The 21,536-nt window shown below is 69.7% G+C and carries 28 protein-coding genes; 18 read left to right on the top strand and 10 right to left on the bottom strand.

The window, feature by feature from the left end:
- Window positions 1-133 precede the first annotated feature (133 nt).
- The 6 genes from KBX08_RS23855 to KBX08_RS23830 all read left to right on the top strand — a co-directional run bounded on the left by KBX08_RS23855 (window position 134) and on the right by KBX08_RS23830 (window position 4,624).
- Window positions 134-379, top strand: coding sequence for a flavin reductase (locus KBX08_RS23855; RefSeq protein ID WP_210785620.1), 246 nt, complete (start codon window positions 134-136; stop codon window positions 377-379).
- A gap of 95 nt (window positions 380-474) precedes the next feature.
- On the top strand, window positions 475-1,716 hold the full coding sequence (locus KBX08_RS23850) for a hypothetical protein (RefSeq protein ID WP_210785619.1): 1,242 nt from the start codon (window positions 475-477) through the stop codon (window positions 1,714-1,716).
- Complete coding sequence (locus KBX08_RS23845) at window positions 1,703-2,605, top strand: hypothetical protein (RefSeq protein ID WP_210785618.1); 903 nt, start codon at window positions 1,703-1,705, stop codon at window positions 2,603-2,605. Before KBX08_RS23850 ends, KBX08_RS23845 begins: the two co-directional genes overlap by 14 nt.
- Before the next feature lie 132 nt (window positions 2,606-2,737).
- Window positions 2,738-3,079: a sigma factor gene (locus tag KBX08_RS34935; protein ID WP_210785617.1), complete on the top strand. Its 342-nt coding sequence runs from the start codon at window positions 2,738-2,740 to the stop codon at window positions 3,077-3,079.
- A complete protein-coding gene (locus KBX08_RS23835; RefSeq protein WP_210785634.1) occupies window positions 2,980-3,207 on the top strand; it encodes a hypothetical protein in 228 nt (75 codons plus the stop codon). The genes KBX08_RS34935 and KBX08_RS23835 overlap by 100 nt, the downstream gene beginning before the upstream one ends.
- A gap of 136 nt (window positions 3,208-3,343) precedes the next feature.
- Window positions 3,344-4,624, top strand: a complete 1,281-nt coding sequence (locus tag KBX08_RS23830; protein ID WP_210785616.1) for an MFS transporter — start codon at window positions 3,344-3,346, stop codon at window positions 4,622-4,624.
- Here the strand turns inward: KBX08_RS23830 and KBX08_RS23825 are convergent, their stop codons facing one another.
- From KBX08_RS23825 to KBX08_RS23815, 3 genes are all read right to left on the bottom strand, one after another.
- Window positions 4,625-5,212: a GNAT family N-acetyltransferase gene (locus tag KBX08_RS23825; protein WP_210785615.1), complete on the bottom strand. Its 588-nt coding sequence runs from the start codon at window positions 5,210-5,212 to the stop codon at window positions 4,625-4,627.
- Window positions 5,213-5,236: 24 nt separating this feature from the next.
- The gene (locus KBX08_RS23820) at window positions 5,237-5,647 is read right to left on the bottom strand and encodes a DUF664 domain-containing protein (protein ID WP_307850626.1); all 411 of its coding nucleotides are present in this window, start codon (window positions 5,645-5,647) and stop codon (window positions 5,237-5,239) included.
- Between the two features lie 90 nt (window positions 5,648-5,737).
- Window positions 5,738-6,769, bottom strand: coding sequence for an aldo/keto reductase (locus KBX08_RS23815; RefSeq protein WP_210785614.1), 1,032 nt, complete (start codon window positions 6,767-6,769; stop codon window positions 5,738-5,740).
- Between the two features lie 123 nt (window positions 6,770-6,892).
- Here KBX08_RS23815 and KBX08_RS23810 point away from each other — a divergent pair, with 123 nt between their 5' ends.
- Window positions 6,893-8,446 (top strand): glycosyltransferase family 39 protein, encoded by a 1,554-nt coding sequence (locus KBX08_RS23810; RefSeq protein WP_210785613.1) that lies wholly within the window; start codon window positions 6,893-6,895, stop codon window positions 8,444-8,446.
- Window positions 8,447-8,475: 29 nt separating this feature from the next.
- Here the strand turns inward: KBX08_RS23810 and KBX08_RS23805 are convergent, their stop codons facing one another.
- Window positions 8,476-8,955, bottom strand: a complete 480-nt coding sequence (locus KBX08_RS23805; protein ID WP_210785612.1) for an Rrf2 family transcriptional regulator — start codon at window positions 8,953-8,955, stop codon at window positions 8,476-8,478.
- Between the two features lie 127 nt (window positions 8,956-9,082).
- On the opposite strand from KBX08_RS23805, the gene KBX08_RS23800 reads away from it, so the two are divergent.
- Window positions 9,083-9,823 (top strand): SDR family oxidoreductase, encoded by a 741-nt coding sequence (locus KBX08_RS23800; RefSeq protein ID WP_210785611.1) that lies wholly within the window; start codon window positions 9,083-9,085, stop codon window positions 9,821-9,823.
- A 37-nt stretch (window positions 9,824-9,860) separates the two neighbouring features.
- Here KBX08_RS23800 and KBX08_RS23795 read toward each other — a convergent pair whose 3' ends face one another.
- Entirely contained in the window at window positions 9,861-10,433 is a 573-nt protein-coding gene (locus KBX08_RS23795) for a GNAT family N-acetyltransferase (protein ID WP_210785610.1), read from the bottom strand.
- On the bottom strand, window positions 10,433-11,686 hold the full coding sequence (locus KBX08_RS23790) for an MFS transporter (RefSeq protein WP_247669941.1): 1,254 nt from the start codon (window positions 11,684-11,686) through the stop codon (window positions 10,433-10,435). The genes KBX08_RS23795 and KBX08_RS23790 overlap by 1 nt, the downstream gene beginning before the upstream one ends.
- Before the next feature lie 127 nt (window positions 11,687-11,813).
- On the opposite strand from KBX08_RS23790, the gene KBX08_RS23785 reads away from it, so the two are divergent.
- The 7 genes from KBX08_RS23785 (at window position 11,814) to KBX08_RS23755 (ending at window position 16,794) form a co-directional block, all read left to right on the top strand.
- Window positions 11,814-12,746, top strand: coding sequence for a LysR family transcriptional regulator (locus KBX08_RS23785; RefSeq protein WP_210785608.1), 933 nt, complete (start codon window positions 11,814-11,816; stop codon window positions 12,744-12,746).
- 117 nt (window positions 12,747-12,863) lie between these two features.
- Window positions 12,864-13,202, top strand: a complete 339-nt coding sequence (locus KBX08_RS23780) for a winged helix-turn-helix domain-containing protein (protein WP_210785607.1) — start codon at window positions 12,864-12,866, stop codon at window positions 13,200-13,202.
- Window positions 13,203-13,205: 3 nt separating this feature from the next.
- Entirely contained in the window at window positions 13,206-13,481 is a 276-nt protein-coding gene (locus tag KBX08_RS23775; protein ID WP_210785606.1) for a hypothetical protein, read from the top strand.
- Window positions 13,482-13,509: 28 nt separating this feature from the next.
- A complete protein-coding gene (locus KBX08_RS23770; RefSeq protein WP_210785605.1) occupies window positions 13,510-15,084 on the top strand; it encodes a serine hydrolase in 1,575 nt (524 codons plus the stop codon).
- Between the two features lie 258 nt (window positions 15,085-15,342).
- Window positions 15,343-15,741, top strand: a complete 399-nt coding sequence (locus tag KBX08_RS23765) for a metalloregulator ArsR/SmtB family transcription factor (protein WP_307850624.1) — start codon at window positions 15,343-15,345, stop codon at window positions 15,739-15,741.
- Complete coding sequence (locus KBX08_RS23760) at window positions 15,741-16,229, top strand: SRPBCC domain-containing protein (RefSeq protein WP_210785603.1); 489 nt, start codon at window positions 15,741-15,743, stop codon at window positions 16,227-16,229. The genes KBX08_RS23765 and KBX08_RS23760 overlap by 1 nt, the downstream gene beginning before the upstream one ends.
- 4 nt (window positions 16,230-16,233) lie before the next feature.
- Window positions 16,234-16,794 (top strand): dihydrofolate reductase family protein, encoded by a 561-nt coding sequence (locus tag KBX08_RS23755; protein WP_210785602.1) that lies wholly within the window; start codon window positions 16,234-16,236, stop codon window positions 16,792-16,794.
- A gap of 90 nt (window positions 16,795-16,884) precedes the next feature.
- On the opposite strand, the gene KBX08_RS23750 is transcribed toward KBX08_RS23755, so the two are convergent.
- Window positions 16,885-17,277, bottom strand: a complete 393-nt coding sequence (locus tag KBX08_RS23750; protein WP_210785601.1) for a hypothetical protein — start codon at window positions 17,275-17,277, stop codon at window positions 16,885-16,887.
- 137 nt (window positions 17,278-17,414) lie between these two features.
- Between KBX08_RS23750 and KBX08_RS23745 the strand changes: the two genes are divergently transcribed.
- The 3 genes from KBX08_RS23745 to KBX08_RS23735 all read left to right on the top strand — a co-directional run bounded on the left by KBX08_RS23745 (window position 17,415) and on the right by KBX08_RS23735 (window position 19,478).
- Entirely contained in the window at window positions 17,415-17,876 is a 462-nt protein-coding gene (locus KBX08_RS23745; RefSeq protein WP_210785600.1) for an HNH endonuclease, read from the top strand.
- A 43-nt stretch (window positions 17,877-17,919) separates the two neighbouring features.
- Window positions 17,920-18,414: a hypothetical protein gene (locus tag KBX08_RS23740; protein ID WP_210785599.1), complete on the top strand. Its 495-nt coding sequence runs from the start codon at window positions 17,920-17,922 to the stop codon at window positions 18,412-18,414.
- Window positions 18,415-18,692: 278 nt separating this feature from the next.
- Window positions 18,693-19,478, top strand: coding sequence for a phosphotransferase enzyme family protein (locus KBX08_RS23735; RefSeq protein WP_210785598.1), 786 nt, complete (start codon window positions 18,693-18,695; stop codon window positions 19,476-19,478).
- 100 nt (window positions 19,479-19,578) lie between these two features.
- Here KBX08_RS23735 and KBX08_RS23730 read toward each other — a convergent pair whose 3' ends face one another.
- The 3 genes from KBX08_RS23730 to KBX08_RS23720 form a co-directional block, all read right to left on the bottom strand.
- Window positions 19,579-19,980 (bottom strand): VOC family protein, encoded by a 402-nt coding sequence (locus KBX08_RS23730; protein ID WP_210785597.1) that lies wholly within the window; start codon window positions 19,978-19,980, stop codon window positions 19,579-19,581.
- On the bottom strand, window positions 19,977-20,762 hold the full coding sequence (locus KBX08_RS23725; protein WP_210785596.1) for an ArsR family transcriptional regulator: 786 nt from the start codon (window positions 20,760-20,762) through the stop codon (window positions 19,977-19,979). Before KBX08_RS23725 ends, KBX08_RS23730 begins: the two co-directional genes overlap by 4 nt.
- Window positions 20,763-20,948: 186 nt before the next feature.
- Window positions 20,949-21,410 carry a helix-turn-helix domain-containing protein gene (locus KBX08_RS23720; RefSeq protein WP_210785595.1) on the bottom strand — a complete coding sequence of 154 codons (462 nt, stop codon included), beginning with the start codon at window positions 21,408-21,410 and terminating at the stop codon, window positions 20,949-20,951.
- Between the last annotated feature and the right edge of the window lie 126 nt (window positions 21,411-21,536).

Raw genomic sequence — 21,536 nt, 5'->3', positions numbered from 1 at the left:
AAGGAGAAGCTGTGCGGAACGAGGTACGAGGCGCTCTCGGAGCCGGGGACGTGGTCCTGGTGACCACCGCCGCGAGCGTCCAGTTCAGCAGAACCACACCGGGCCGGCGTTGCGCGAGCGTTGGGGTCGGCTGATGCCCGAACGTCCGAAGCACTCCCCGTTGCGCCCGTCGTGGCGCTGCCCGGTCTGCGGCATCCTGTGGCCGTGCTCGGCCGCGAAGCTGCGCCTGCTCGGCGAGTACCGCGAGGATCGACCGGGCCTGTTGATCCACCTGGCGAAGGTCCAGGAGGAAGCCACCGACGATCTCACCAAGCTCAACCCGGACGTCGCGCTGCCCGATCTGACCCCGCGTTTCGTCGGCTGGGCAGAGGCCCGCTGAGCTGTCGTCAACCACCACCTCCGGGGGTCGGTACGAGTCAGCACGATGCGGGAGACTGACGGCGTGACGACCCGCCCCGGGATGAGGCCGGCCCGATGAGCCGACCATTCAGGATCGTCGTCGCCGTGCTCGCCGCAGCGGGCGCCATCCTGATGTACCTGGGGGTCACCGCCGAGGTCAACTCGATGTCGGGGCCGATCACCGTCACCCGGACCGCCGTCGACTTCCGGACCCTCGTCACGAAGGGCGTTGTCTTCTTCGCCCCCCTCGACCCCGTCACCGCCCCCATGATGGACGCGGTGACGCCGCTGATCCGCTGGCTCGTGATCCTGCTGGTCGGGGTGTCGACGTACCTGGCCTGCGGCCTGGTCACCCGGCGGACTTACCCGTTCGTCGCGGCGATGGTCGGCGCGGCCGCCGCCCTCACCGCCACGGCGATCGGGGACCTGCTCTGGTGGGCCACCCTCGTGGTCCGCGTCCACACCGCCCCCACCGGTTGGTACGCCAACGAGGCGCTGGACCATTCCACGCTCCTTGCCAGCGCGCACCTGACGCTGACCGGCTGGACGTCCGACGCCCTCTTTCTCGGCTGCCTGTTGGCGGGCACGAACGCCTCCCTGGTGGGCTGCACCAGCCTGGCGATACTGCTGCTGAACCGGCTCAGGAAGGACACCGACGAGGGCGACGACGAGCCCCAGGACGCGGCTGTCGATACCGAGCGCGGCGTTCCGCTGATCGGCGACGTGCGAGGACGCGGCGCGAACCTTGCCCTGGCCGGCGTCCTTCCGGTGCTGGTGCTCATCCTGATCAACGGCACCCAGGCGGTGCGGGACAGCTACTCGGGGAGAGGATTCCTGGCGCTGCTCAGTGTGTTCCTGTCCCGCCCTGCCCTGTCCCCGCCGCCACGCGTACGCGACGACGTCGAATATCGGCTGACGCAGGAGATCGATCCGAATCCCCTGTCGATGGACGTCTGGGTGCACAGGTCGGTGCTCGCCCTCGCTCTGCTGGTGGTGCTGTGGCTCCTGCTCCGGGCGCTGCTCGCCGGCCTGCCGAACTCCGGGCACCGCCTCGGGCTCGTCGTCGTCTGTTGGGGTGCCACGATCGCGGCGGCCGCGCTGACCGCGACGTCCGATGTCCTCGTCGACTGCGCCATCTCGAACTCCCCCACCGGCTGCGCGCCCTGGGAGTCCCTGGGCCTGCAATTGACCTCCTCGCTGCGGTTCGGCGCGGCCTGGGGTTGGCTCGTCGCGTTGCCCGTGCTGCTGGCCCGTCGGCTCCTCGACACCGACACGTCCATCGATGCGCAGGAGACTCCGGTCCATGAGTCCACGTAACAAACGCCCGCGTCGCCGTAAGGTCCCCACCGTCGCCGCGCCGGCAACCGTCGCCTGGTGGAAGCGTCCCGTCACCTGGCTGCTGACGATCGTGGTCGGCGCCGTCGCCACCTGGCTCGGCACCGTCATTGTCGGCACGATCAACCAGTGGAAGCCCGCGAACGAACTGGCCGAGCAGTTGGCCGGGCGGGGGCCGGTCGTCGTCCTGGACCTGAAGCACGTTCCCTACCCTCAGGAGGGCGCGCTCGACTACGTCTACCCCGCCGGCTCGGACCTGGCTCGCCTGGACGCCAAGCGGCCGGACGACCCGACCGTCGAGGCCGGCGCTGTCGACATCGAACGGAGCACCTGGGAGATCACCCTCGTCGGCACCCGGGACGAGGCCGCCGAGGCCGTCGACCTGCGGCCCGTCCTCGTCGAGCCCTGCCGCCCCCCGCTCACCGGGATCCAGGAGCCCAACGAATCCCAGGGCGACTCCAGGAAGGTCGTCCTGGTGACACACGTGGATCGACCGAATCCCCGCATGCTCGTCGACGACCCGGGTGGCGAGGATGCCGGTGCCCCGTTCTTCGCCACCCACAAGATCACCTTGCCCAAGGGTGAGAAGAACGTCATCCAGGTACGAGCGCTCTCCGCCAAGCAGCACTGCCGTTGGCGACTGGAGTTGGATTACCTGGCCGACGGACGACGCCAGACAATGGTGATCTCGGCACCCGGCGACAAGCCGTTCGAGGTGACCGGGCGCGCGGACGACTCGGCCTACACCTGGATCTACGTCAGTCCGTTCGACGGTTGCCGGGCCAAGGACGGCACCGAGACCGATCGGCTGCGCATCACCGGCACCGCGTACGCGCAGATGGTGCGCGACGGGCGCAGGTGCCCGTACTGACCGCTGCCCGTCTACCACCTGCGCAACCCGGATCACCGGCCTCCACCGGGTCCGACCTGCGCGAAGTTGCCGGACCGGTAAACCTCGCGAGCCCACCTGGTGTCTTGCTGGTTGACGAGGCCGGGAGGTCAGATGACGGATTCGAGCGGGGCGGAGTTCGACGACTTCGTTCGCTCACGGTCGGGGGTGCTGTTGCGGGTTGCCTTCCTGCTGACCGGGGATCGGCACGCGGCGGAGGACCTGCTTCAGGAGGTGCTGGAGCAGATGTACGTGCGCTGGCGTCGGGTGCAGAGCAGCCCGCAGGCGTACGCGCGACGTGCGCTGGTCAATCGGTCATCGCCCTGCTCGCCCGCAAATATCTTCCGTTCGAAGCGGTGGCCAGCACGACCGCGGACTGGTCGGCACCCCTACCTGTGCGGCTACGACTGCCCGACGACCAGGGCGTTCTCGTGGCCGCCGAGGGGTCAGCGCTGAGCTTCCGAGTCGGCGACGGCCAGTGGCAGGACGTCGGCCGCGATGCGGCACTCCTGCCCGCGACCGTGACCGAGGTACGGGTCACCGACGCCAACGGGACCACCACCGACGTCCCGGTCGCTTCCTGAATCAGCTCCCCGACAACGGTAAATACCGCGCTCCCCGACGCTCTGATGGCTACCTTCACCCACAGGCTGGTTCACCCGTCCTTGTATCGGCAGCACGACGCCGCACCGCAGCCCTCAGCGACAGGGGAAGTTCGAGATGTCCGGCGCAGCGTCCGCCACGGCAGACGCTGCGCCGTCGCGTCCCACCCACCTACTTCGCCACAACAGGCCATTCCGGACGCTCTTCTCGGCACGGCTCGTCTCGTACGCGGGCGATTCACTCAGCCTTGTCGCGCTGATCTTCCACGTCGCCGAGACGACGGGTAAGGGGCTGGCAGTCGCGCTTCTGCTCCTTGTCGGAGACTTCGCTCCATCCCTGCTGGGTCCCTTCACCGGCGCCCTAGCTGACCGGCTCAATCTCCGACGATTGATGGTCGTCTGCGAACTCGTCCAAGCTGTGGTCCTGCTGGTCATCGTGCTCACCATGCCCTCACTGCCGATGCTGCTGGCTCTCGTCGCGATTCGCGCCACCGCCTCGCAGCTCTTCCAACCGGCGTCTCGGGCGGCGGTGCCCGCACTGGTCGGTGACAGTGACCTGGAAACCGCCAACTCCACCCTCGGGTTCGGCTCCAACGCGGCGGAGGCGGTCGGCCCCCTGCTCGCCGCGGCCCTGTTCCCGCTGGTCGGACTGCGTGGTGTGCTGCTCGTCGACGCCGTGTCGTTCCTGGTCTCGGCCGTGCTGCTCGCGACGCTCCCCTCACTTCCACCGGCAACCGGCGACGGGCACCAGCCGTCCCTGCTGCGACAGGCCAGAGCGGGCATCGGCTATCTGTTGAGTGTTCCGACGGTGCGGGTGATCTTCCTTGGCTTCACCGCGGTGGTCGCCTTCAACGGGGTCGACGACGTGGCCCTGGTACTGCTGGCCCAGAAGACCTTCCACGTCGGCGAATCCGCTGTCGGGTTGCTGCTGGGCGCGGTCGGTGTCGGACTGGTGGCCGGCTACGCACTGTTGTCCAGGTGGGGCACCAGGGCGGCGATGCCGCTGCTGCTGATCGTCGGCTTCGCCGTCAGCAGTGTCGGCAACCTGCTGACCGGGCTCGCCTGGGCCGTCGCCGCCGCGATCGCCCTGCAGGCCGTCCGTGGGTTCGGATTGGCTGCCATGGACGTCGCCTCCAGCACGCTGCTGCAACGCACGGTGCCAGCGGGCATGCTCGGCAGGGTCTTCGGCAATCTGTACGGTGCGATCGGGGTCGCCGCCGCGGCGTCCTACCTCGCCGGTGGTGTCCTGCTGGACGCCACGTCCGCCCCGGTGACTCTGGTGCTCGCGGGCGTCGGCGGACTGGTGGCCACCGGAGTCGTCGCGCTGCGACTGCCGCGAGCGATGCGCCGGGCCGACGAGGACGGTGCGACGCCGACACCACCCGCGCCGACAATCTGATCAGACCGGGCCGTCGGTGCGCAGCCGTGCGTGCAGGTGCATGTCGTGCCAGCCGTCGGCGTGGCGAACCGACCCCCGGAGCACGCCCTCCTCGGTGAAGCCGGCCCGTGTGGCCACCCGGCACGACGCCGTATTGGCGGTCGAGTGCTCCAGGGCCAGCCGGTGCAGACCGGCCCGCGTGAAACTCCACCGGGTCAGGGCGAGCAGCGCCTCGGTGGCGATGCCCCGACCCCGCGCCGCGGGCAACAACCAGTACGACAGCTGCGCCGACGCCTCGACCAGCAGCACGCCCCGCAACCCCACCTGACCCAGCGGTCGGTCGTCGGCGTCGACGATCGCCCAACTGGCCGACGTCTCGTCACGCCAACGGCCGACCCACTGCGCCGTCCACGACCGCGCCTCGTCGTCCCCGTCGATGCGGCGGACGTGCCACCGCTGGATCTGCGGACAGTCGAAGGCGGCCCGGACGGCCGGGGCGTCGTCGTCGCGCCACGGCCGCAGGGTCAACCCGGGACGTACCGGAAGGTGGGGTTGCTCCTGGGCGGCGATGCTCCCGGCGGGCAGGGCTGGTGCGACGAGCAGCGGCATAAACCCATTATCGGGCCGACGGCCTCACTTCCCGGTCGGGCCGCCCGCGAGTTCGGCGACCACGTCGAGGTGACCCAGGTGGCGGGCGTACTCCTGCACCAGGTGGAACAGCACCCGCTCCAGCGACGCCGGGTCCGCGCCTCTCCAGCGCGGGCCCGGCGTGCCGATCTCGGCCAGGTCGTGCGCCGTCACCACGGCCGTGGTGTGCGCGCCCTGCGCTCGCAGCGCCGCGACCAGATCCGCGCGGGTCTCGTCGGGGGCGACGTACCAGCGGTCGTCGCGGCGATCGCCCCACGGCTCGGCGACGTTCCGGCCCTGGAAACCCCACTCGATCCAGCGCAGCTCGACGTGGCGCAGGTGTGTGAGCAGCTCCAGTGGCGTCCACCCGGACGGCAGCCGGCTGCGCCGCAGCTCGGGCTCGGCCAGCGCCGACACCTTGGCGACCAGACTCGCGGAAGTAGTCCAGGTAGCGCAGGAAGACCTCGGTGCGGCTGCCGGCCGGGTCGGTGGGCTCGGGGAACGAGGTCATGACCCGGCCGGCAGGTCACGGGCGCGCTGGCGCACCCCGGCCGCGCCGTACGGGTAGTCGCCCACCAGCGGGGCGCTCGCCTCGTCCAGCAGCCGCATCTGCTCGGCGTCGAGGACCAGGTCGGCGGCGGTCAGGTTGTCGTCGAGCTGCTCGGTGGTCCGCGCGCCGAGGATCACCGAGGTGACTGCCGGTCGGGCCGCCAGCCAGGCCAGCGACACCGCCGACATGGACACGTCCCTGTCCTCGGCGATCTGGCGGACCGCGTCGAGCACCCGCCAGGTGCGCTCCTCGGCGTTGCGACCGGCGTACGCCTCGACGCCGCGCTGCGGGTTCTCGCCGAGCCGGGTCGCGCCGGTGGGCGTGCTGTCGCGCTGGTACTTGCCGGTCAGCCATCCGCCGCCCAGCGGTGACCAGGGCAGGATGCCGATGCCCTCGTTCTCGCAGACCGGCACCAACTCGAACTCGATCTCCCGGGCCAGCAGGTTGTACTGCGGTTGCAGGGTCACGATCGGGGTGAGGTTGAGGTGCTGGGTGAGCAGGGCGGCTTTCTGCAACTGCCAGCCGGTGAAGTTGCTGACGCCCGCGTAGCGGATCTTGCCGGCGCCGACCGCGTCGTCGAAGAACCGCAGCGTCTCCGGCAGCGGGGTCAGCGGATCCCAGGCGTGCGCCTGGTACAGGTCGACGGCCTCGACGCCGAGTCGGCGCAGGCTGGCGTCCAGGGCGCGGGTGAGGTGCACCCGGGACAGCCCGGCGTCGTTGGTCCCCGGGCCCATCGGGAACCGCCCCTTGGTGGCGATCACCAGGCGGTCGCGCAGGTCGGGTCGGCTGCGCAGCCAGCGCCCGATGATGTCCTCGGAGACACCGGTGGAGTAGACGTCAGCGGTGTCGACGAAGGTGCCGCCGGCCTCGACGAACCGGTCCAGTTGGGCGAAGCTGCCGGCCTCGTCGGTCTCCGCGCCGAAGGTCATCGTGCCCAGACACAGGGTGGACACCACGGTGCCGGTGTTGCCCAGAGTGCGATAGCGCATATCGTCCTTTCGGTCCGAGTGACAAAGCTGATCTTCGCACCCGCCTCGGCCACCCGCATTCGGGACGGTGCCGAACGCCGGTAGGGGCACCCACGAGGCGACGCCGCCGGTCATCATGAGCGGGTGAGCGAGCCCGCGATCGAGATCGACCGACCTCAGCGGCCGACCCAGTCGCCGCCGTCGGGGCGGCCGGCGGAGCCTGGCGTTCGTACCCGTGCCCCGTGGCTGGTGGCCGCCGCGACCACCGTGACGCTCCTGCTTCTCGCCGGCCGTTACGGCTATCACCGCGACGAGCTGTACTTCCTGCTCGCCGGTCGGCACCTCGACTGGGGCTACGTCGATCAGGGGCCCCTGGTCCCGGTGCTGGCCCGGCTGCTCGACACGATCGCCCCGGGCAACCTGGTGGTGCTGCGTACCCCGTCGGCGGTGCTGGCCGGCGGCGCGGTGCTGCTGGTCGCCGCCATCGCCCGGGAGTTGGGCGCCGGCCGGGGCGGGCAACTGTTCGCGGCGGTGCTCGCCGCGCTCTCCGGCATCGTGCTCGCCAGTGGTCACCTGCTCAGCACCACCACCGTCGACCTGCTGGTCTGGTTGGTCGCGGCGTGGTGTGCGGTGCGGTTGCTGCGCACCGGTGACAGCCGCTGGGCGCTGGGTATCGGGCTGGCGCTCGGGGTGGGAATGCTCAGCAAGCTGCTTCCGGCGCTGCTGGCCGTGGGCCTGGTCGCCGGAGTGCTCATCGCCGGGCCGCGTCGGCTGCTGCGCGACCGGTGGGTGCTCGCCGCCGCCGGGATCACCGTGCTGCTGGCCGTGCCGAATCTGATCTGGCAGGCGACCAACGGCTTTCCGCAGCTCGGCGTTGCCGGGTCCATCTCCGACGGCGACAGCTCCTACAGTGGCCGCCTGGAGGCGTTCACCCTCCACTTCGTCATCATCAGCCCGTACGCCGTACCGATCTGGGTCGCCGGCCTCGTCGCGCTGCTGCGCCGGCCGGCGTGGCGGGCCTATCGGGCGGTGGGCTGGGCATGGTTGGTGGTAGTCGGCATCGTGCTGATCGCCGGCGGCAAGGGTTACTACGACGCGCCGCTGTTGCTGGCCCTCAGCGCCGCCGGGGCGCTGGTCACCGTGGGGTGGGCGTCACGCGGGTCACTCGGGTGGCGTCGCGGGTTGCTCGCGTTGGGCGTGGTGCCGTTCCTGCTGCCCAACGTCGTGCTGCTGCTGCCGGTGCTGCCGGCCGACCGGTTGCCCGGTTTCGTGGTCGACGTCAACTACGACGCCGGCGAGACGATCGGCTGGCCGGAGTTCGCCGACTCTCTCGCGGCCGTCCATCGTGGTTTGCCGCCGCAGGAGCGTGCGCGGGCGGTCGTCCTCACCGGCAACTACGGCGAGGCCGGCGCGGTGGCCCGCTACGGGCCGGCCCGTGGTCTGCCCCGGGCGTACTCCGGGCACAACAGCATGGTCGACTTCGGTCGGCCGCCTGCCGACGCTGACGTGGTCATCGCCGTCGGCTGGGAGCGCCCCGAGCAGCTCACCACCTGGTTCGAGCAGTGCACGCTCGCCGGGCGGGTGGACCAGCGCGTCGAGGTGGACAACGACGAGAACGGCGGCCCGATCCACCTGTGCCGAGGGCTGCGGCGTCCGTGGGCGCAGATCTGGGACACCGAGGTACGCCACACCGGCTGACCGCGTTCACCCGGCTCTGCCGGGTCGGGTCAGGCCCCGCCGGTCAGCCAGGCCTGGATGCCGACCAGGGCCTCGGGGCCGGAGGTGGCGTCGACGTCGCGGGCGAGATCGGCGATGGTGACCGCGGCGAGCGCCTGGTGCCACGCGTCCTCGGCCGCCCACATGGCGCGGGACACCGGACACGGCGTGGTGCAGGCGTCGGCCGGGGTCGCGAAGGGGCCGCGCTGGCGGATCTCCGTGCAGACGAAGGTCGGGCCGGGCCCGTCGACGGCCCGGACCACGTCGAGCAGGGTGATGCTCTCCGGTGCGCGGGTCAGCACGTAGCCGCCCGACTTGCCCTGCACGGAGTGGATCAGGTTGGCACGGGCGAGCGCCTGGAGCTGTTTGGCGAGGTAGCTGCTCGAGACGTCGTGCAGTTCCGCCAGCTTGGCCGCCGGAACGGGCGTGTGGCTGGTGGTGAGCACCACGCAGCAGTGCAGCGCCCACTCGACCCCGCCGGACATCTTCATGACGTCACCCTAGTCACCCCGCTACTCGGACCCGTTGTGTCCGAGTATAGTTCTCGGACAAGGAAGGTCCGAGTATCGGCTGAACGCCAATAGGTCGGACCACACAGTCACGGGAAGGTGCATGAGCATGAAGATCGCCGTACTGGGCGGGACCGGCCTCATCGGGTCGCAGGTCGTCAAGATCCTGCAGGCCGCGGGGCACGAGGCGGTGCCGCTGTCGCCGTCCACCGGGGTGGACCTGCTCACCGGGCAGGGCCTGTCCGACGGGCTCGCCGGCGCCGAGGTCGTCGTCAACCTCACGAACTCGCCGACCTTCGACGAGGCCTCGCCCGCCTTCTTCCAGACGACCATGGACAACCTGCTGGCCGCAGCCGCTCACGCGGGCGTCGGCCACGCGGTGATCCTCTCCATCGTCGGCGTCGACCAGGTGCCCGACCTGGACTACTACCGCGCCAAGACGCTCCAGGAGGAGATCCTCACGGCCGGTCCCATTCCGTACTCGATCGTCCGCGCCACCCAGTTCTTCGAGTTCGTCGAGTCGATCCTGTCCTGGACGGCCGACGACACCACCGTCCGCCTGCCCAGCACGCCGGTGCAGCCGATGGCCGCCGCCGACGTGGCGCAGGCCGTCGCCGAGGTCAGCATGGGCGCGCCGCTGCAGGGCATCCGCAACGTCGCCGGGCCCGACGTCTTCACCCTCGACGAGCTGGGGCGGATCACGCTTGCCTCCCGCGGTGACCAGCGCACCGTCACCACCGACAACGGCGCCGGCATGTTCGCCGCCATGTCCGGCGATGTCCTCATCGCCGGCGACGACGCCGTCATCGCGCCCACCGCCTACCGGGAGTGGCTCGCGCGCCGGGCCTAAGGGGTCGACCCGATCCGCACGTCGCCGTGGTGGACGATCACGACGGCGGCGTGCGGGTCCCGGCCCGCCACTCGTGCGCCAGGATCGCGAAGACGAGCTGGTCGGCCCACTCCCCCCGGAACAGGTAACTCTCGACATGGCGGGCCTCCTGCCGCATGCCGAGTCTCCCCATCAGCCGGGCCGACGCGGCGTTGCGACAGTGGCACCGGCCGTAGACCCGGTGCAACCCGAACTTGGCAAACCCGCAGTCCAGCACCGCCGTGGCGGCCTCCGTCGCCAACCCGCGACCGCCGTGGTCGGGGTGGAAGACGAACCCGAGTTCGGCGGTACGCTCCAGCCGGCTGCGCCACACCAGCTCCACGATCCCGATCACCCCGGCGTCGGTGACCGCGGCCACCGTGAGGCAGTCACCCTCCGCGCGCCACGCGTCCTCGCCCGCCATGGCGAGCACCGACAGCCGGGACTGCTCACGGGTACGCGGCTGCGCGCCGAGCATCCAGCGCACGACGTCGGGTCGGCGCTGAAACGCGTACACGTCGTCGAGGTCGTCCATAGTGACCGGACGCAGGGCGAGCCGCGGGGTGCGGATCGGGTAGGTCGGCTGGAACATCACGCGATCGTAGAGACCCGTGCGGAGCGCTCCGGTGCCGGTCGATCGGCGTCCGTGCTCCGGGGCAGCAGCAGCGGGCTCGCGAAGATCACCAGCCCGGCGACCGTGATCGCCGTGCGTGGGCTGGTGGCCTGCGCGAGCAGCCCACCGAGCGCGCTGAGGATGGCGATGGTCGCGCTGCTGCCGATCGACCAGGCAGAGAGGGTACGGACGATGCGATCCTTCGGAGTCTGTTCCAGGCGGTAGGTGGCGAGCACCGGGTTGTACAGGCTCATGCTGATGATGATCGCGAACTCGACGGCGATCACCGTGGCGAAACCGACCACGCCGGGCTGGACGAAGGCGAGGCCGATCAGCCAGATCGCGCGCAGCGTGCCCACGGTGCGGATGATCCGGTGTTGGCCGTGACGTGCCACCAACCGACGGGCCAGGCGTGACCCGATGAGCCCGCCGACGCAGGGCACGGCGAAGGCGAGGCCGTACTGCCACGGCGCAAAGCCCAGTTCGCCGAGCAGGAGCACGGCCAACAGCGGCTCGGTGGCCATGATCAGCCCGGCGACGAGCAACTGGTTGAGGTAGAGCACCCGCAGGCCGGGGTGGGTCAGCAGGTGCCGCCAGCCGTCGAGCAGCTCACCGGCCCGGATCCGGCCTGCGCCGGTGCGCCGAGGGTGGTCTTCGGGGCCGCGAATGGCGGTGAGGCCCAGCGCGGAGAGCAGGTAGCTGAGCGCATCGGCCACGACGGTGACGACCGGCCCGAAGAGTCCCACCGCGGCGCCGCCCAGCGGCGGCCCGAGCGCGATCGAACTCCAGGTCGTCGACTCGAACCGCGCGTTCGCCACCAGCAGGTCGTCCGGCCGCACGAGGGCCTTGAGGAAGGCGCCGCTGGCCGCGTTGAAAGCGATCTTGGCGGTGGCGAGCACGGCCGAGACGACAAGCAACTGCCCGAAGCTGAGCCGGCCCAGCGCGTACGCGACGGGGATCGTCAGCAGGACCGCGAACCGGGCCAGGTCCGCCGCGATCATCACCCGCCGCTTGCGGTGGAACTCCACCCACGGCCCGAGCGGCAACGCGATCAGCGCGCCCACGGCCGGCCCCAGCGCGGCCAGCACGGACACCTGGGCGGGGCTGGCCTGCAACACCAGCACGGCGATCAAGGGCAACGCCCCGAAACCCAGCCCGGAGCCGTAGGCGCTGACTGCGTACGACGCCCACAACCAGCCGAACCGCCGCCCCAGGGGTTGCCTCGTGGACAAACCCGCACCTCCCACCTTCACAACTCGTCGTTGATCGGCGCGATCAAAGCAAGTCCAGTGACCACGGATCAAACAACTGCGTGGACGGCGCGCCACAACCAGAGGTTGTGTCAGTAGGGTTTGCCGGGTGAACCTCGACGCCGTCCGCACCTTCGTCGCCGCCGTCGACGCCGGCCAGTTCCAGGACGCCGCCGCCACGCTGTCGATCACCCAGCAGGCCGTCTCCAAGCGCATCGCCGCACTGGAGAAGGACCTCGGGGTACGGCTGTTCACCCGCACCGCGCGCGGCACCCACCTCACCGTCGACGGTCAGACCTTCCTGCCGCACGCCCGTGAACTGCTGCGGGCCGAGGCGCGCGCCGACGCCTCCGTACGCCCCGGCCGACGTGCGCTGCGCGTCGACGTGCACAGCCGACGGATCGCACCGGCGGTGCTGTTGCAGGACTTCCACCGCGCGCATCCCCGCATCGAGCTGGACGTCGTCACCCTCGACGCCGACGTCCACGCCGCGATGGCCGCCGTCGAGGCGGGGACTGTCGACGCCACCTTCCACGCCGTCACCGTCGCCGCGCGTCACCTGCCCGCCGCGATCAGGACCACGCGCGTGATCGACGAGCACCACGAACTGCTCGTCGGCCCCCGCCACGCGCTCGCCAACGCCCGCACCGTCACGCCCGCACAACTCGCCGAGCACCGCATCTGGATGCCCGGCATGGCCCCCGGGACCGAATGGGCCGACTACTACGACGAACTCGCCGCCGCGTTCGGCCTCACCATCGACCTGGTCGGGCCGGTCTTCGGCAACGAGGCGCTGCTGGCCGAGATCGCCGACTCCGCGGAGCTGGCGACCCTCGCCGGCGTTCGCACCCGGTACCTGTGGCCGGACAGCTACGACCTGCGCCGCGTACCGGTGCGCGACCCGGCGCCCATCTACCCCATGTCACTCATCTGGCGCGACGACAACCCGCATCCGGCGCTTCGCGCCCTGCGCGACTACCTCGAATCCCGACGAGCACAGGCGCCCGACATCGAGATCTGGCTGCCGCCCTGGGGTCAGTGATCGGCGCAGCTCGATAGTGCGTCGCGGCCGTTGACTTCCGCCACCCTCCCCTGTCAGACTTGCCTGACAGGGGGCGTCAGAGAAATCCGACACTCCCGCTGAGAAGGGAAAACCAGGATGAGCGGCACCTCGCCAACCGGTGATGAACTCGTGTCGCTGCTGGCCGCACTGGCCAGCCCACACCGGCTGCGAATCCTGGCCGCCGTGGCCCGGCAGCGGACCTACGTCAGCGAGTTGGCGCGGCAGCTGCAGATGAACCGGCCGCTGCTCTACATGCACCTACAGAAATTGGAAGCGGCCGGCCTGGTGACCGGCGAGCTGGTGACGGCACCTGACGGCAGCTCGGTGAAGTACGTCCAGGCGGTGCCGTTCACGGTGGCCCTGGACTTGGACGCGATCGCGCTGGCGGCCCAGAACCTGACCGGCTCGGGGCCGGGCGCAGAACAGGAGAAGTGAGCAATGACCCATCAGGTGGCGTTGGACATTGCGCAGACCACGACCATCGCCTCGGCGGTGGTCGTGACAGCGATGATCGTGGTCGCCGGTCTCGTCGGGATCGGCATCTATCGCGCCCGCTACTCGGCGGCCCGGGAGGAGGGCTACCGAGTGCTGGCCGAGCGCAGTGCCAGCAGCGCCCAGGCCACGGCGGACGAGATCAAGGGCGTGCGAGACGAGCTCGGTGAGGTTCGGCAGCGTCTGGCCGCGCTCGAGAAGCTGTTGAGTCAGATCGGCTGACGGCCCACCGACGGGGAGGACGCGCCACATGAGCACCTGGCTGACGCACATCCGACGGCTCATCGCCGTGGCCGGCTGCCTGATGCTGACGGCCACGCTGGCCGTCCCGGTCGCGGCCGTTCCCGCGGCTGTCGACGGCCTCGCCGCCGGCGAACGCTACCTGCGCACGTACCTGGAGCAAACCAGGGCACCCGGCCTGGCGTACGCGGTCATCCGTGGCGACGAGGTCCTCCAGCGCGGCGCCTGGGGCGTCGACGGTGACGGCCGACCGATCACCACGCAGACCCCGTTCCTGCTCGGGTCAACAAGCAAGTCGTTCACCGCACTGGCGGTGTCGCAACTGGTCGAGGCCGGCCGGGTCGACCTCGACACCACCGCGTCCACGTACCTCCCGTGGCTGCGGCTGGGCGGCGCGGACACCGCCCGGACGGTCACCGTCCGCCAACTGCTCACCCACACCAGCGGCCTGCCGCAGGTGTGGAGCACCGACCTGACCGACCGCTACGACAACCGCCCCGGCGCCCTGGCCCGATCCGTACGGGACCTGGCCAGCATTCAGCCCACCGCCCCCGTCGGACAGACCTATCAGTACAGCGACGCCAACTTCATGATCCTCGGCGCGCTCGTCGAGAACGTCACCGGCGACACCTTCGGCGGCTACCTACGTCGTCACGTGCTGGACCCACTACAGATGACGCACTCCGCGGCCACTGCCGACGAAGCCCGCGCCGTCGGCATCCCGGTCGGGCACCGGTACTACTTCGGCCGGCCGCAGCGCTTCTCGGCACCGTTCGACACCGCCGGAGTGCCCTACGGTTTCCTCGCCGCCAGTCTCGACGACCTGTCCCACTACGCCATCGCGCAGCTCAGCGGCGGCCGCTACGGCGGCGCGCGGATCCTCGAAGCGCAGAGTGTGCGACAGCTGCAGACCGGCACCGTGACCACCGGTCACGGCACCTACGGGTTCGGTTGGAGGAACAGCACCCTGGACGGCGTCGGCACCCGCATCGTCTGGCACGCCGGCGCCACCCCGGACTTCTTCACCCACATCGTGCTGGCACCCGACTCGAACCTCGCCGTGATCATCATGACCAACGTCTACGCCCCGCACATGGACCCGCTGCTCAGCGCCGGGGCGTTCAACCTCGCTCGCATCCTGCACGGCGGCACACCCGCGACCGCCACCGAAGACCCGACGCATGCCTGGGCGCTGTTCGGCCTCTTCGGGGTCGCCGCGGTGCTGCTCACCCTCCTGGCCTGCTCCTGGGTCCGCGTCCTCCGCAGGCGGCGGCACGGTTCCACCCAGTCGGTCCCTTCCCGCGGCCGAACGATCGTCGCGACCATCGCCTGGGTCGGTGCCTGCGCCGCGGTCGCGGCCGGCGTCGCCTGGCAGGTGCCGGCCCTCTGGAACGGCACCGGGCTGGCCAAACTCCAGTTGTGGGCACCAGACGTCGGTCACGCCATTCGCGTCGTGGTCGTCCTGGCGGCCGCACTCGCGCTGACCCGGCTGGGCCTGGGCGTGCACGCCATCGTCACCGCCGGCCCATCAGGTGCTGATAGGTCTCGGCCCGTAGCGACACAAAGCCCTCACTCTGGGGCTTAGGGCTCCCCTGATCGCCTACACCGCTGCGCAGGGTTGAGACGTCGTGGTTGGGCGGGAAGGTCTCGTACTCCGGGACGCCGTAACGCCGCAGCTCTCATGGTGGAGTCGAACGACGTCACTCCTGCGCTCCTCAGCCGGGTCGGGGTTTCGGTCGATGCGCTGCGCTTACCCGAGATGCTCACCGATGTCTCGGCGTGTTGACACGCGTTCATCCGGCACTACATTTAACGTTTTGGTTAAGTGATGTGGGAGGCTCTGGTGTCTGGCAGCGACCAACTCAGTGCGGTGTTCTCGGCGCTCGCCGACCCGACTCGACGGGCGATCCTCGCCGAGCTGGCCGACCGCGACGCCACGGTCACCGAGCTCACCGCCCCCTTCACCATCTCGATGCCGGCGGTGTCACGGCACCTGAAGGCGCTCGAACGCGCCGGGCTCATCTCACGGACCCGGTCGGGGAAGTTGCGGATGAGTCGCATCGAGGCCGCCCCGCTGCGCGAAGCGGCCGAGTGGATCGAGCGCTACCGGCGGTTCTGGGACACGTCCCTCACCCGCCTCGACGCTCACCTCGCGGCCGTCCAGGCCGCCGGTCGCCCAACGGACGGCTCGGCGATTCCCGACAGCGAATCCCCGGGCAAGGCTCACGACAAGGAGAATTGATGGACAGCGACAAACCGCAAATCGTCATCTCACGCGTAGTGGACGCGCCACGCGAGCTGGTCTACCGGGCTTTCACCGAACCGGACCACCTGGCCGCATGGTGGGGGCCGATCGGCAACTCGCTGCCCCGCGAGGAGATGGACTTCGACGTTCGGCCTGGCGGCCACCAGCGGTGGACCGAGGTCTTCCCGACCCAACCCGGCCTTCGAGTCGCCGTCCACGTCGACCTCACCGACGTCGTGGACGGTGAACTGCTCGACGGCGTCGCGCACGTCACCGGGCAGCTGCCGGAGGGCATTGAGCCGCACGAGACAAGGATGCGGGTCGAGTTCTACGACGAGGTCGATGGACGGACGCGCCTCGAGATCCGTCAGTGGCTCCCGGGGCGGGTGGTTGGCCCCGCCGACCAGGGTTGGAACGAGGCCTTCTCCAAACTGGACGCCACACTGCGGAACCGCCTCCCCGTCGCAGTCGACGTCGAGGTGTAACGCCATGGCCAAGCTGATCTACGTGACCAACGTGTCCCTCGACGGTTACATCGAGGACGAACACGGCAGGTTCGACTGGACCCCACCCGACGACGAGTACCTCGCGTTCATCACCGACCTGGTTCGGCCCATCGGTACCTACCTCTACGGCCGGCGCCTGTACGAGTCGATGTCGCTCTGGGAAACCGAACCCACCCTGGCCGAGCAGTCGAAGCTCACTGCCGACTTCGCCGACGTCTGGCAGACAGCGGACAAGGTCGCCTACTCCACCACGTTGGACGCGACCTCGACCGCCAGGACCCGGCTCGAAAGGAGCTTCGACCCCGCCTCGGTACGCGCCATGAAAGCCTCGGCCACCAGTGACCTCACCATCGGGGGCGCACACCTCGCGGCGCAGGCATTCCAGGCTGGACTGATCGACGAGTGTCACCTGCTGATCCATCCCATCCTCACCGGCGGGGGTAAGCCCGGGCTGCCCAGCGGCACCCGCATCGGCCTGGAGCTACTGAGCAGTCGCCGATTCAGTAGCGGTGTGGCGTCCCTGCACTACCGCATTCGTACCTGAGACGGTCGTCGGCGTCACCGACCCGGACGTGTGTCGGTGACGCCGACGGGGCGCCGCCCAGCTCGCTCTGTGCGATCCTTTGCAGCTCCGTCAGTCTCCATGCCAGTGCAGCGTCAGACCAGGCTCGTTACGCCACCGCGCCAGCAACGCCATCAGCGCTGCCACCAGCCCACGCTCCGCGTCGTTACCCGCCACCGCCCTCAGACGGTCGACGTCGGCATCGAGCTGCGACAGATCCTCACGAGCGAGTACGCCATCGGACCACGGGTCGAGCTGACCCATGATTGGAAGTCGGTTGCCGCCGGCCGCATTCAGCAACGACAGCAGCACCTCCACCGACACGTCGAGCAGCAAACCGCGCTCCCGCGCCGTGGCCCACTCTTCGGCATCGGCGCGATAGCGCTCCCGCCGCTGCGCCCGGGTAGCCCGACGCGGGCTCTTCGAACGCGGCAGCGGAACACGCAGCACCAACAGCAGACCCACCCGGGCGACGCTACGGCAGCTCTGGTGTGGACAGCACGGCCGGCTACCGGCCAGAGCGCGCGGCCACTCGCCGAGCGGGCGCGCCCGCGTGTCAGGCATCAGTCGGCGACGCTGCGTGACGTGGGTACGGTGACACCGTGCTCTCGACCGTGAAGGGTCTGTCTCGCTACCACACCGAGGAGTCGCTGCGCGCCCACCTGCTGGAGCGCTCACACCGCACCGAGGACGGCTGCCTGATCATCGAAGGCTATGGGCGGCTACGCGGAGTGCACCAGAAGGTCGCCGGTCGCGCGTGGGCGCACATCGCCGCGTACGTTGTCCTCGTCGGCGGGTACGACCCGGCCCTCGACGTCGACCAGACCTGCGGCGCCGCCGACTGTATCGAGCCGACCCATCTGCGCCAGGTCAGCCGGACCGAGGCCTGCCGCAACCGAACCCAGGCGGCACAGTGCCGCAACGGCCACGACCGTGAACTCGACCCGACCACCGGCCGGTACCGTCGGGTCTGTCGGACGTGCAACCGGGAGGCTCAGCGCCGCTGGCGTGAACGCGAGGCCGCCGAGGTAGCCCAGGCCCGCGCCGCGTACGGCCGCTCGTAGTGATTGCTCTGGGTTGACCAGTTTCCCCGCGACCGCCCGCCGGGTGCGTGACGAGAGCCTCAGCCCTCGACGGCGCCGGACGCATCTACGGGACTGCCTCTACCACTTCGCGCCGTACGGCTTCCACGCCACCTGGCATCACCTGGCGACCCGTCAGCGCATCCCCGGTGACATTGAGGTCGATCCCCCGTCGCTGGTCCGGGCCCTCGGTGAACTCGAGGTTGCCCGCGCTCTGGTGCTGGCAAGGGCTGTCGCGTTCGCGGCCCAGCGGCGTCTGCAGAAGCAGGAGGGCAGACGAATTCCCGCAACGCCGCATCCGTGGGACTCGTGGGGGTGCCACGACATCGCCTACTGCCCCGATCCGCAGAAGCATCCCACCGAGCAGCTCTCCATCGTGGTGAAACGGGTCCTCGATGCGTACGACGCGGGGGTCGACCCGGCCGGACGTTGCCTGGCCTGCGGCGACGAGGACCGCCGCCCACTGCGGGCCTGCCGCAACTGCGGCGTCCTACCTGGCGGGCGTGGCAACCCGGTCTGAAGCATCAGGAGCAGGGGCGGTTGCCGCGGTGGGCGCCCACAACCCGGTGACCAGCAAGTGCTTCGGCTCGCTTACCTGACCACCACACCATTCTCATTCGTTACGCAGCATAACTGTCATTATGATGCATGAGCGCTACGTACCTTTTGTCCAAGTAATTAGCGGATTATCGTTAATACCAATCTATTAATCGGTTCAGCTGGGCCTCGCTCCTCCCGGCGGCAGCCGGGCTCACGAACACGGTGGCTTTGCGTCCCGCACGCGCTGAGGATGTGGCCATGGATGACCACAGCGCGAACGCGGTCGGCGAGCAGGAGGAAGCGCTACCCGGGGGCAACATGGGGGGCGCAACACGTGTCGGTGCCACCGTTCGGCGCGGTGCCGGGGCTTGGAGCCCGACGATTCAACGCCTGCTACGACATCTGCGTGAGCACGGCGTCACCTGGGCTCCGCAGCCACTCGGAACCGATGAGCACGGACGCGACAGCGTCTCGTACCTGCCGGGCATCGTGCCGCAGTACCCGTTGCCGGACTGGATCTGGAGCGACGCCGTCCTCACCGATGCCGGTGTCTACCTCGGACAACTTCACCAGGCCAGCGCCAGCTTCGACGCCGTCGGTGGAGTGTGGCAGTTCCCGGTGCGGCAGCCAGCTGAGGTCATCTGTCACAACGACTTCGCGCCGTACAACATGGTCTTCACCGACCGGCGGCTCACCGGAGTCATCGACTGGGACACGGCCTCGCCCGGTCCCCGGTCGTGGGACCTGGCCTACCTTGCCTACCGGCTGGTGCCGCTGGCCCATCCCGACAACGGCGACGCAATCGGCAGTGACCTGGGCGAACGGGCACGTCGGCTGCGCGTGCTCTGCGATGCCTACGGCTCGGAGCAAGACCCTGCTCACGTCCTCCAGGTCGCAGTCCATCGACTACACGACCTCGCCGTCTTCACCGAGGCCCGGGCTGATCAGGGACAGGAGAACATTCGCGGTCACGTCGGGCTCTACCGACGCGACGCGAGGTGGATCACCGCGCACGCCGATCAGTTGGGCCGGGATGTCACCTAGATTCGCGAGATCCTGCGCATGAGTGGCTGCACTGCGGCGGAGTCGGCGCTGAGGAACATCGACTATGCCTTGCCGGGCTGGCGGCGAAGTGCAACTGGGTTCAGGTGTTGGCGGGGCTGGCCTCGCGGACGGGTTGGAAAAGTTCGATGAGGTTGCCGGCGGGGTCGGCGAGCAGGATCTGACGGCCGCCGGGCCCGGAGACCAGCTCGCTGCGGAACGCCAGGCCGGCGTCGCGGAGCCGGTCGATCTCGGTGTCCAGGTCGTCGACGATGAGGTGGATGCGGTTGCGGCCGGGGCTGGTGGCGTCGTTCGGTGTGGCGCGGGCACCGGAGCTGGCGGGTCCGGACAGCAGCAGTCGTAGCGGGCCGCGGACCACGTCGGCGAAGGCGGGGGCCGCGCTGGTCTTGAGGTGAAAACCGAGGTGGGCCGTGTAGAAGTCGACGGCGGCGTGAACATCGTCGACGAGGTAGCGGACGCTGACGTATTGCTCGGGTGTGCTCACGGTTTGGTCTCCTGAGGATCGGTGGCAAGGACGGGCAGCAGATGCCGCACGCGGGTGTCGATGTCGGCAGCAACCTGCAGGAAGGCGGGGTAGTCGTCCCGGGCGCCGGCTGCGGCGGGGTCGGGGATGCTCCAGTGCAGCTGGCCGGCCGGGTTACCGAAGTCGGGGCAGACTTCTCGGGCCTTGTCGCACAGGGTGATCACGTAGTCGAAGCGGCGGCCGGCGAGTGTGTCGAGGTGCCGAGGGTGCCTGCGCGCGACGTCGACGCCGAAGTGGTCGCGCAGAGCCCGCACGGCATGGGGGTGTAGCTGCGGTCGGGGGCGGGTTCCTGCGCTGGTCACCTGTACGTCGCTGGCGGTGCGACGTCGGAGCTGGGCTTCGGCGATGGGGGAACGTGCGCTGTTGCCCGTGCACACGAACAGCACGGTCCGCGGCGGGTGGACCGGCGGGGCCGGTGGAGTGCTGCCCAACTGCAGGGCGGGGTGCAGAGCGGCGCCGGTGCCTGCCAGCGCGTGGGTGCAGCTGTCGAGGTCGAGGTGGTAGTAGCTGTCGCGACCGTCGAAACTGCTGCGGGTAGCGGTGACCAGGCCGCCGTCGCGCAGCAGCCGTAGGTGGTAGGAGACAAGATTCTGCGGCTGGGCCACGAGGCTGACCAGTTCGCGGACCCGCAGGTCACTGCGGGCGAGTGCGGTCAGCAGTTGCCAGCGCAGCGGGTGTGCGGCCAGCCGGACGAACGGCGGCGCAGTGTGGCTCGGCGGCGCAGTGTGACTCGGTGGCACCATGACCACGAAGATACATCAAACCGGCTTGATCGGTTTGGGGCGAGCGGGATTGTGGCCACGGTCGAGTTCATCGACGCCCGAGTCGACCTCCGCCCGGCGCGGCTGCTCGGAGTGGGCTGGCTGGTGGCCGCCGTCGATGGGACGCGCTCCGCATGCGGATCACGGTGGTGTTGACCGATCCGGTGGTCAAGATCTTGGGTCGGCTCCGGGCCCGGGCAACAGATCGATGTCCGTAGCCCGCATGGGCTGTTCGCACTCCGAGCACCGTAGTTCCACGTGACTGATCTTGCCGCAGGCGTGGTGGCGGTAGAGCACCGGCGGGCCGGTCTCGCCCGCCGTCCACCGGTCACCCCACCGCACCATGACAAGCAGCAGATCACATAGCTCCTGCCCCTTGTCGGTGAGCAGGTATTCGTGCCGGACCGGTCGGGCGGAATACTCACGCCGGGCCAGGACGCCCTGTTCGACCAGCCAGTTCAGCCGCTCGGCGAGCACCTTGCGGGACATGCCGAGTCCGCGCTGGAGTTGTTCGAAGCGGTGCGTGCCGCCGTAGACGTCCCGCAAGATCAGCGGAGACCACGGCTCACCGATGACGTCGAGGGTGCGGGCGATCGAGCATGCCATGGCGCCGAACTGCGTTCGCTGCATGACGCCACGATACGCAAGATGGTTCCTTCAAGGAACTGACTCTGTTAGCGTCACACCAGCCCGTCTCTTTAAGGAACGGAGTTGTCTATGCCCCCTCCACACGCGTCTGGAAGCCGAAAGAGGCCC

Source organism: Micromonospora sp. H61 (genome assembly GCF_018070325.1).
Classification (GTDB): domain Bacteria; phylum Actinomycetota; class Actinomycetes; order Mycobacteriales; family Micromonosporaceae; genus Micromonospora; species Micromonospora salmantinae.
The sequence above is the reverse complement of the archived record's forward strand: the minus strand, read 5'-3'. Positions and strand labels throughout refer to the sequence as shown.

Excerpts from the sequence above, each read along its gene's own strand:
- KBX08_RS23855 (WP_210785620.1), top strand. The coding sequence starts at position 134 with ATGCCCGAACGTCCGAAGCACTCCCCGTTGCGCCCGTCGTGGCGCTGC.
- KBX08_RS23850 (WP_210785619.1), top strand. The coding sequence starts at position 475 with ATGAGCCGACCATTCAGGATCGTCGTCGCCGTGCTCGCCGCAGCGGGC.
- KBX08_RS23845 (WP_210785618.1), top strand. The coding sequence starts at position 1,703 with ATGAGTCCACGTAACAAACGCCCGCGTCGCCGTAAGGTCCCCACCGTC.
- KBX08_RS34935 (WP_210785617.1), top strand. The coding sequence starts at position 2,738 with ATGACGGATTCGAGCGGGGCGGAGTTCGACGACTTCGTTCGCTCACGG.
- KBX08_RS23830 (WP_210785616.1), top strand. The coding sequence starts at position 3,344 with ATGTCCGGCGCAGCGTCCGCCACGGCAGACGCTGCGCCGTCGCGTCCC.
- KBX08_RS23825 (WP_210785615.1), bottom strand. The coding sequence starts at position 5,212 with ATGCCGCTGCTCGTCGCACCAGCCCTGCCCGCCGGGAGCATCGCCGCC.
- KBX08_RS23815 (WP_210785614.1), bottom strand. The coding sequence starts at position 6,769 with ATGCGCTATCGCACTCTGGGCAACACCGGCACCGTGGTGTCCACCCTG.
- KBX08_RS23805 (WP_210785612.1), bottom strand. The coding sequence starts at position 8,955 with ATGAAGATGTCCGGCGGGGTCGAGTGGGCGCTGCACTGCTGCGTGGTG.
- KBX08_RS23800 (WP_210785611.1), top strand. The coding sequence starts at position 9,083 with ATGAAGATCGCCGTACTGGGCGGGACCGGCCTCATCGGGTCGCAGGTC.
- KBX08_RS23795 (WP_210785610.1), bottom strand. The coding sequence starts at position 10,433 with ATGTTCCAGCCGACCTACCCGATCCGCACCCCGCGGCTCGCCCTGCGT.
- KBX08_RS23780 (WP_210785607.1), top strand. The coding sequence starts at position 12,864 with ATGAGCGGCACCTCGCCAACCGGTGATGAACTCGTGTCGCTGCTGGCC.
- KBX08_RS23775 (WP_210785606.1), top strand. The coding sequence starts at position 13,206 with ATGACCCATCAGGTGGCGTTGGACATTGCGCAGACCACGACCATCGCC.
- KBX08_RS23770 (WP_210785605.1), top strand. The coding sequence starts at position 13,510 with ATGAGCACCTGGCTGACGCACATCCGACGGCTCATCGCCGTGGCCGGC.
- KBX08_RS23760 (WP_210785603.1), top strand. The coding sequence starts at position 15,741 with ATGGACAGCGACAAACCGCAAATCGTCATCTCACGCGTAGTGGACGCG.
- KBX08_RS23755 (WP_210785602.1), top strand. The coding sequence starts at position 16,234 with ATGGCCAAGCTGATCTACGTGACCAACGTGTCCCTCGACGGTTACATC.
- KBX08_RS23735 (WP_210785598.1), top strand. The coding sequence starts at position 18,693 with ATGGATGACCACAGCGCGAACGCGGTCGGCGAGCAGGAGGAAGCGCTA.
- KBX08_RS23725 (WP_210785596.1), bottom strand. The coding sequence starts at position 20,762 with ATGGTGCCACCGAGTCACACTGCGCCGCCGAGCCACACTGCGCCGCCG.
- KBX08_RS23720 (WP_210785595.1), bottom strand. The coding sequence starts at position 21,410 with ATGCAGCGAACGCAGTTCGGCGCCATGGCATGCTCGATCGCCCGCACC.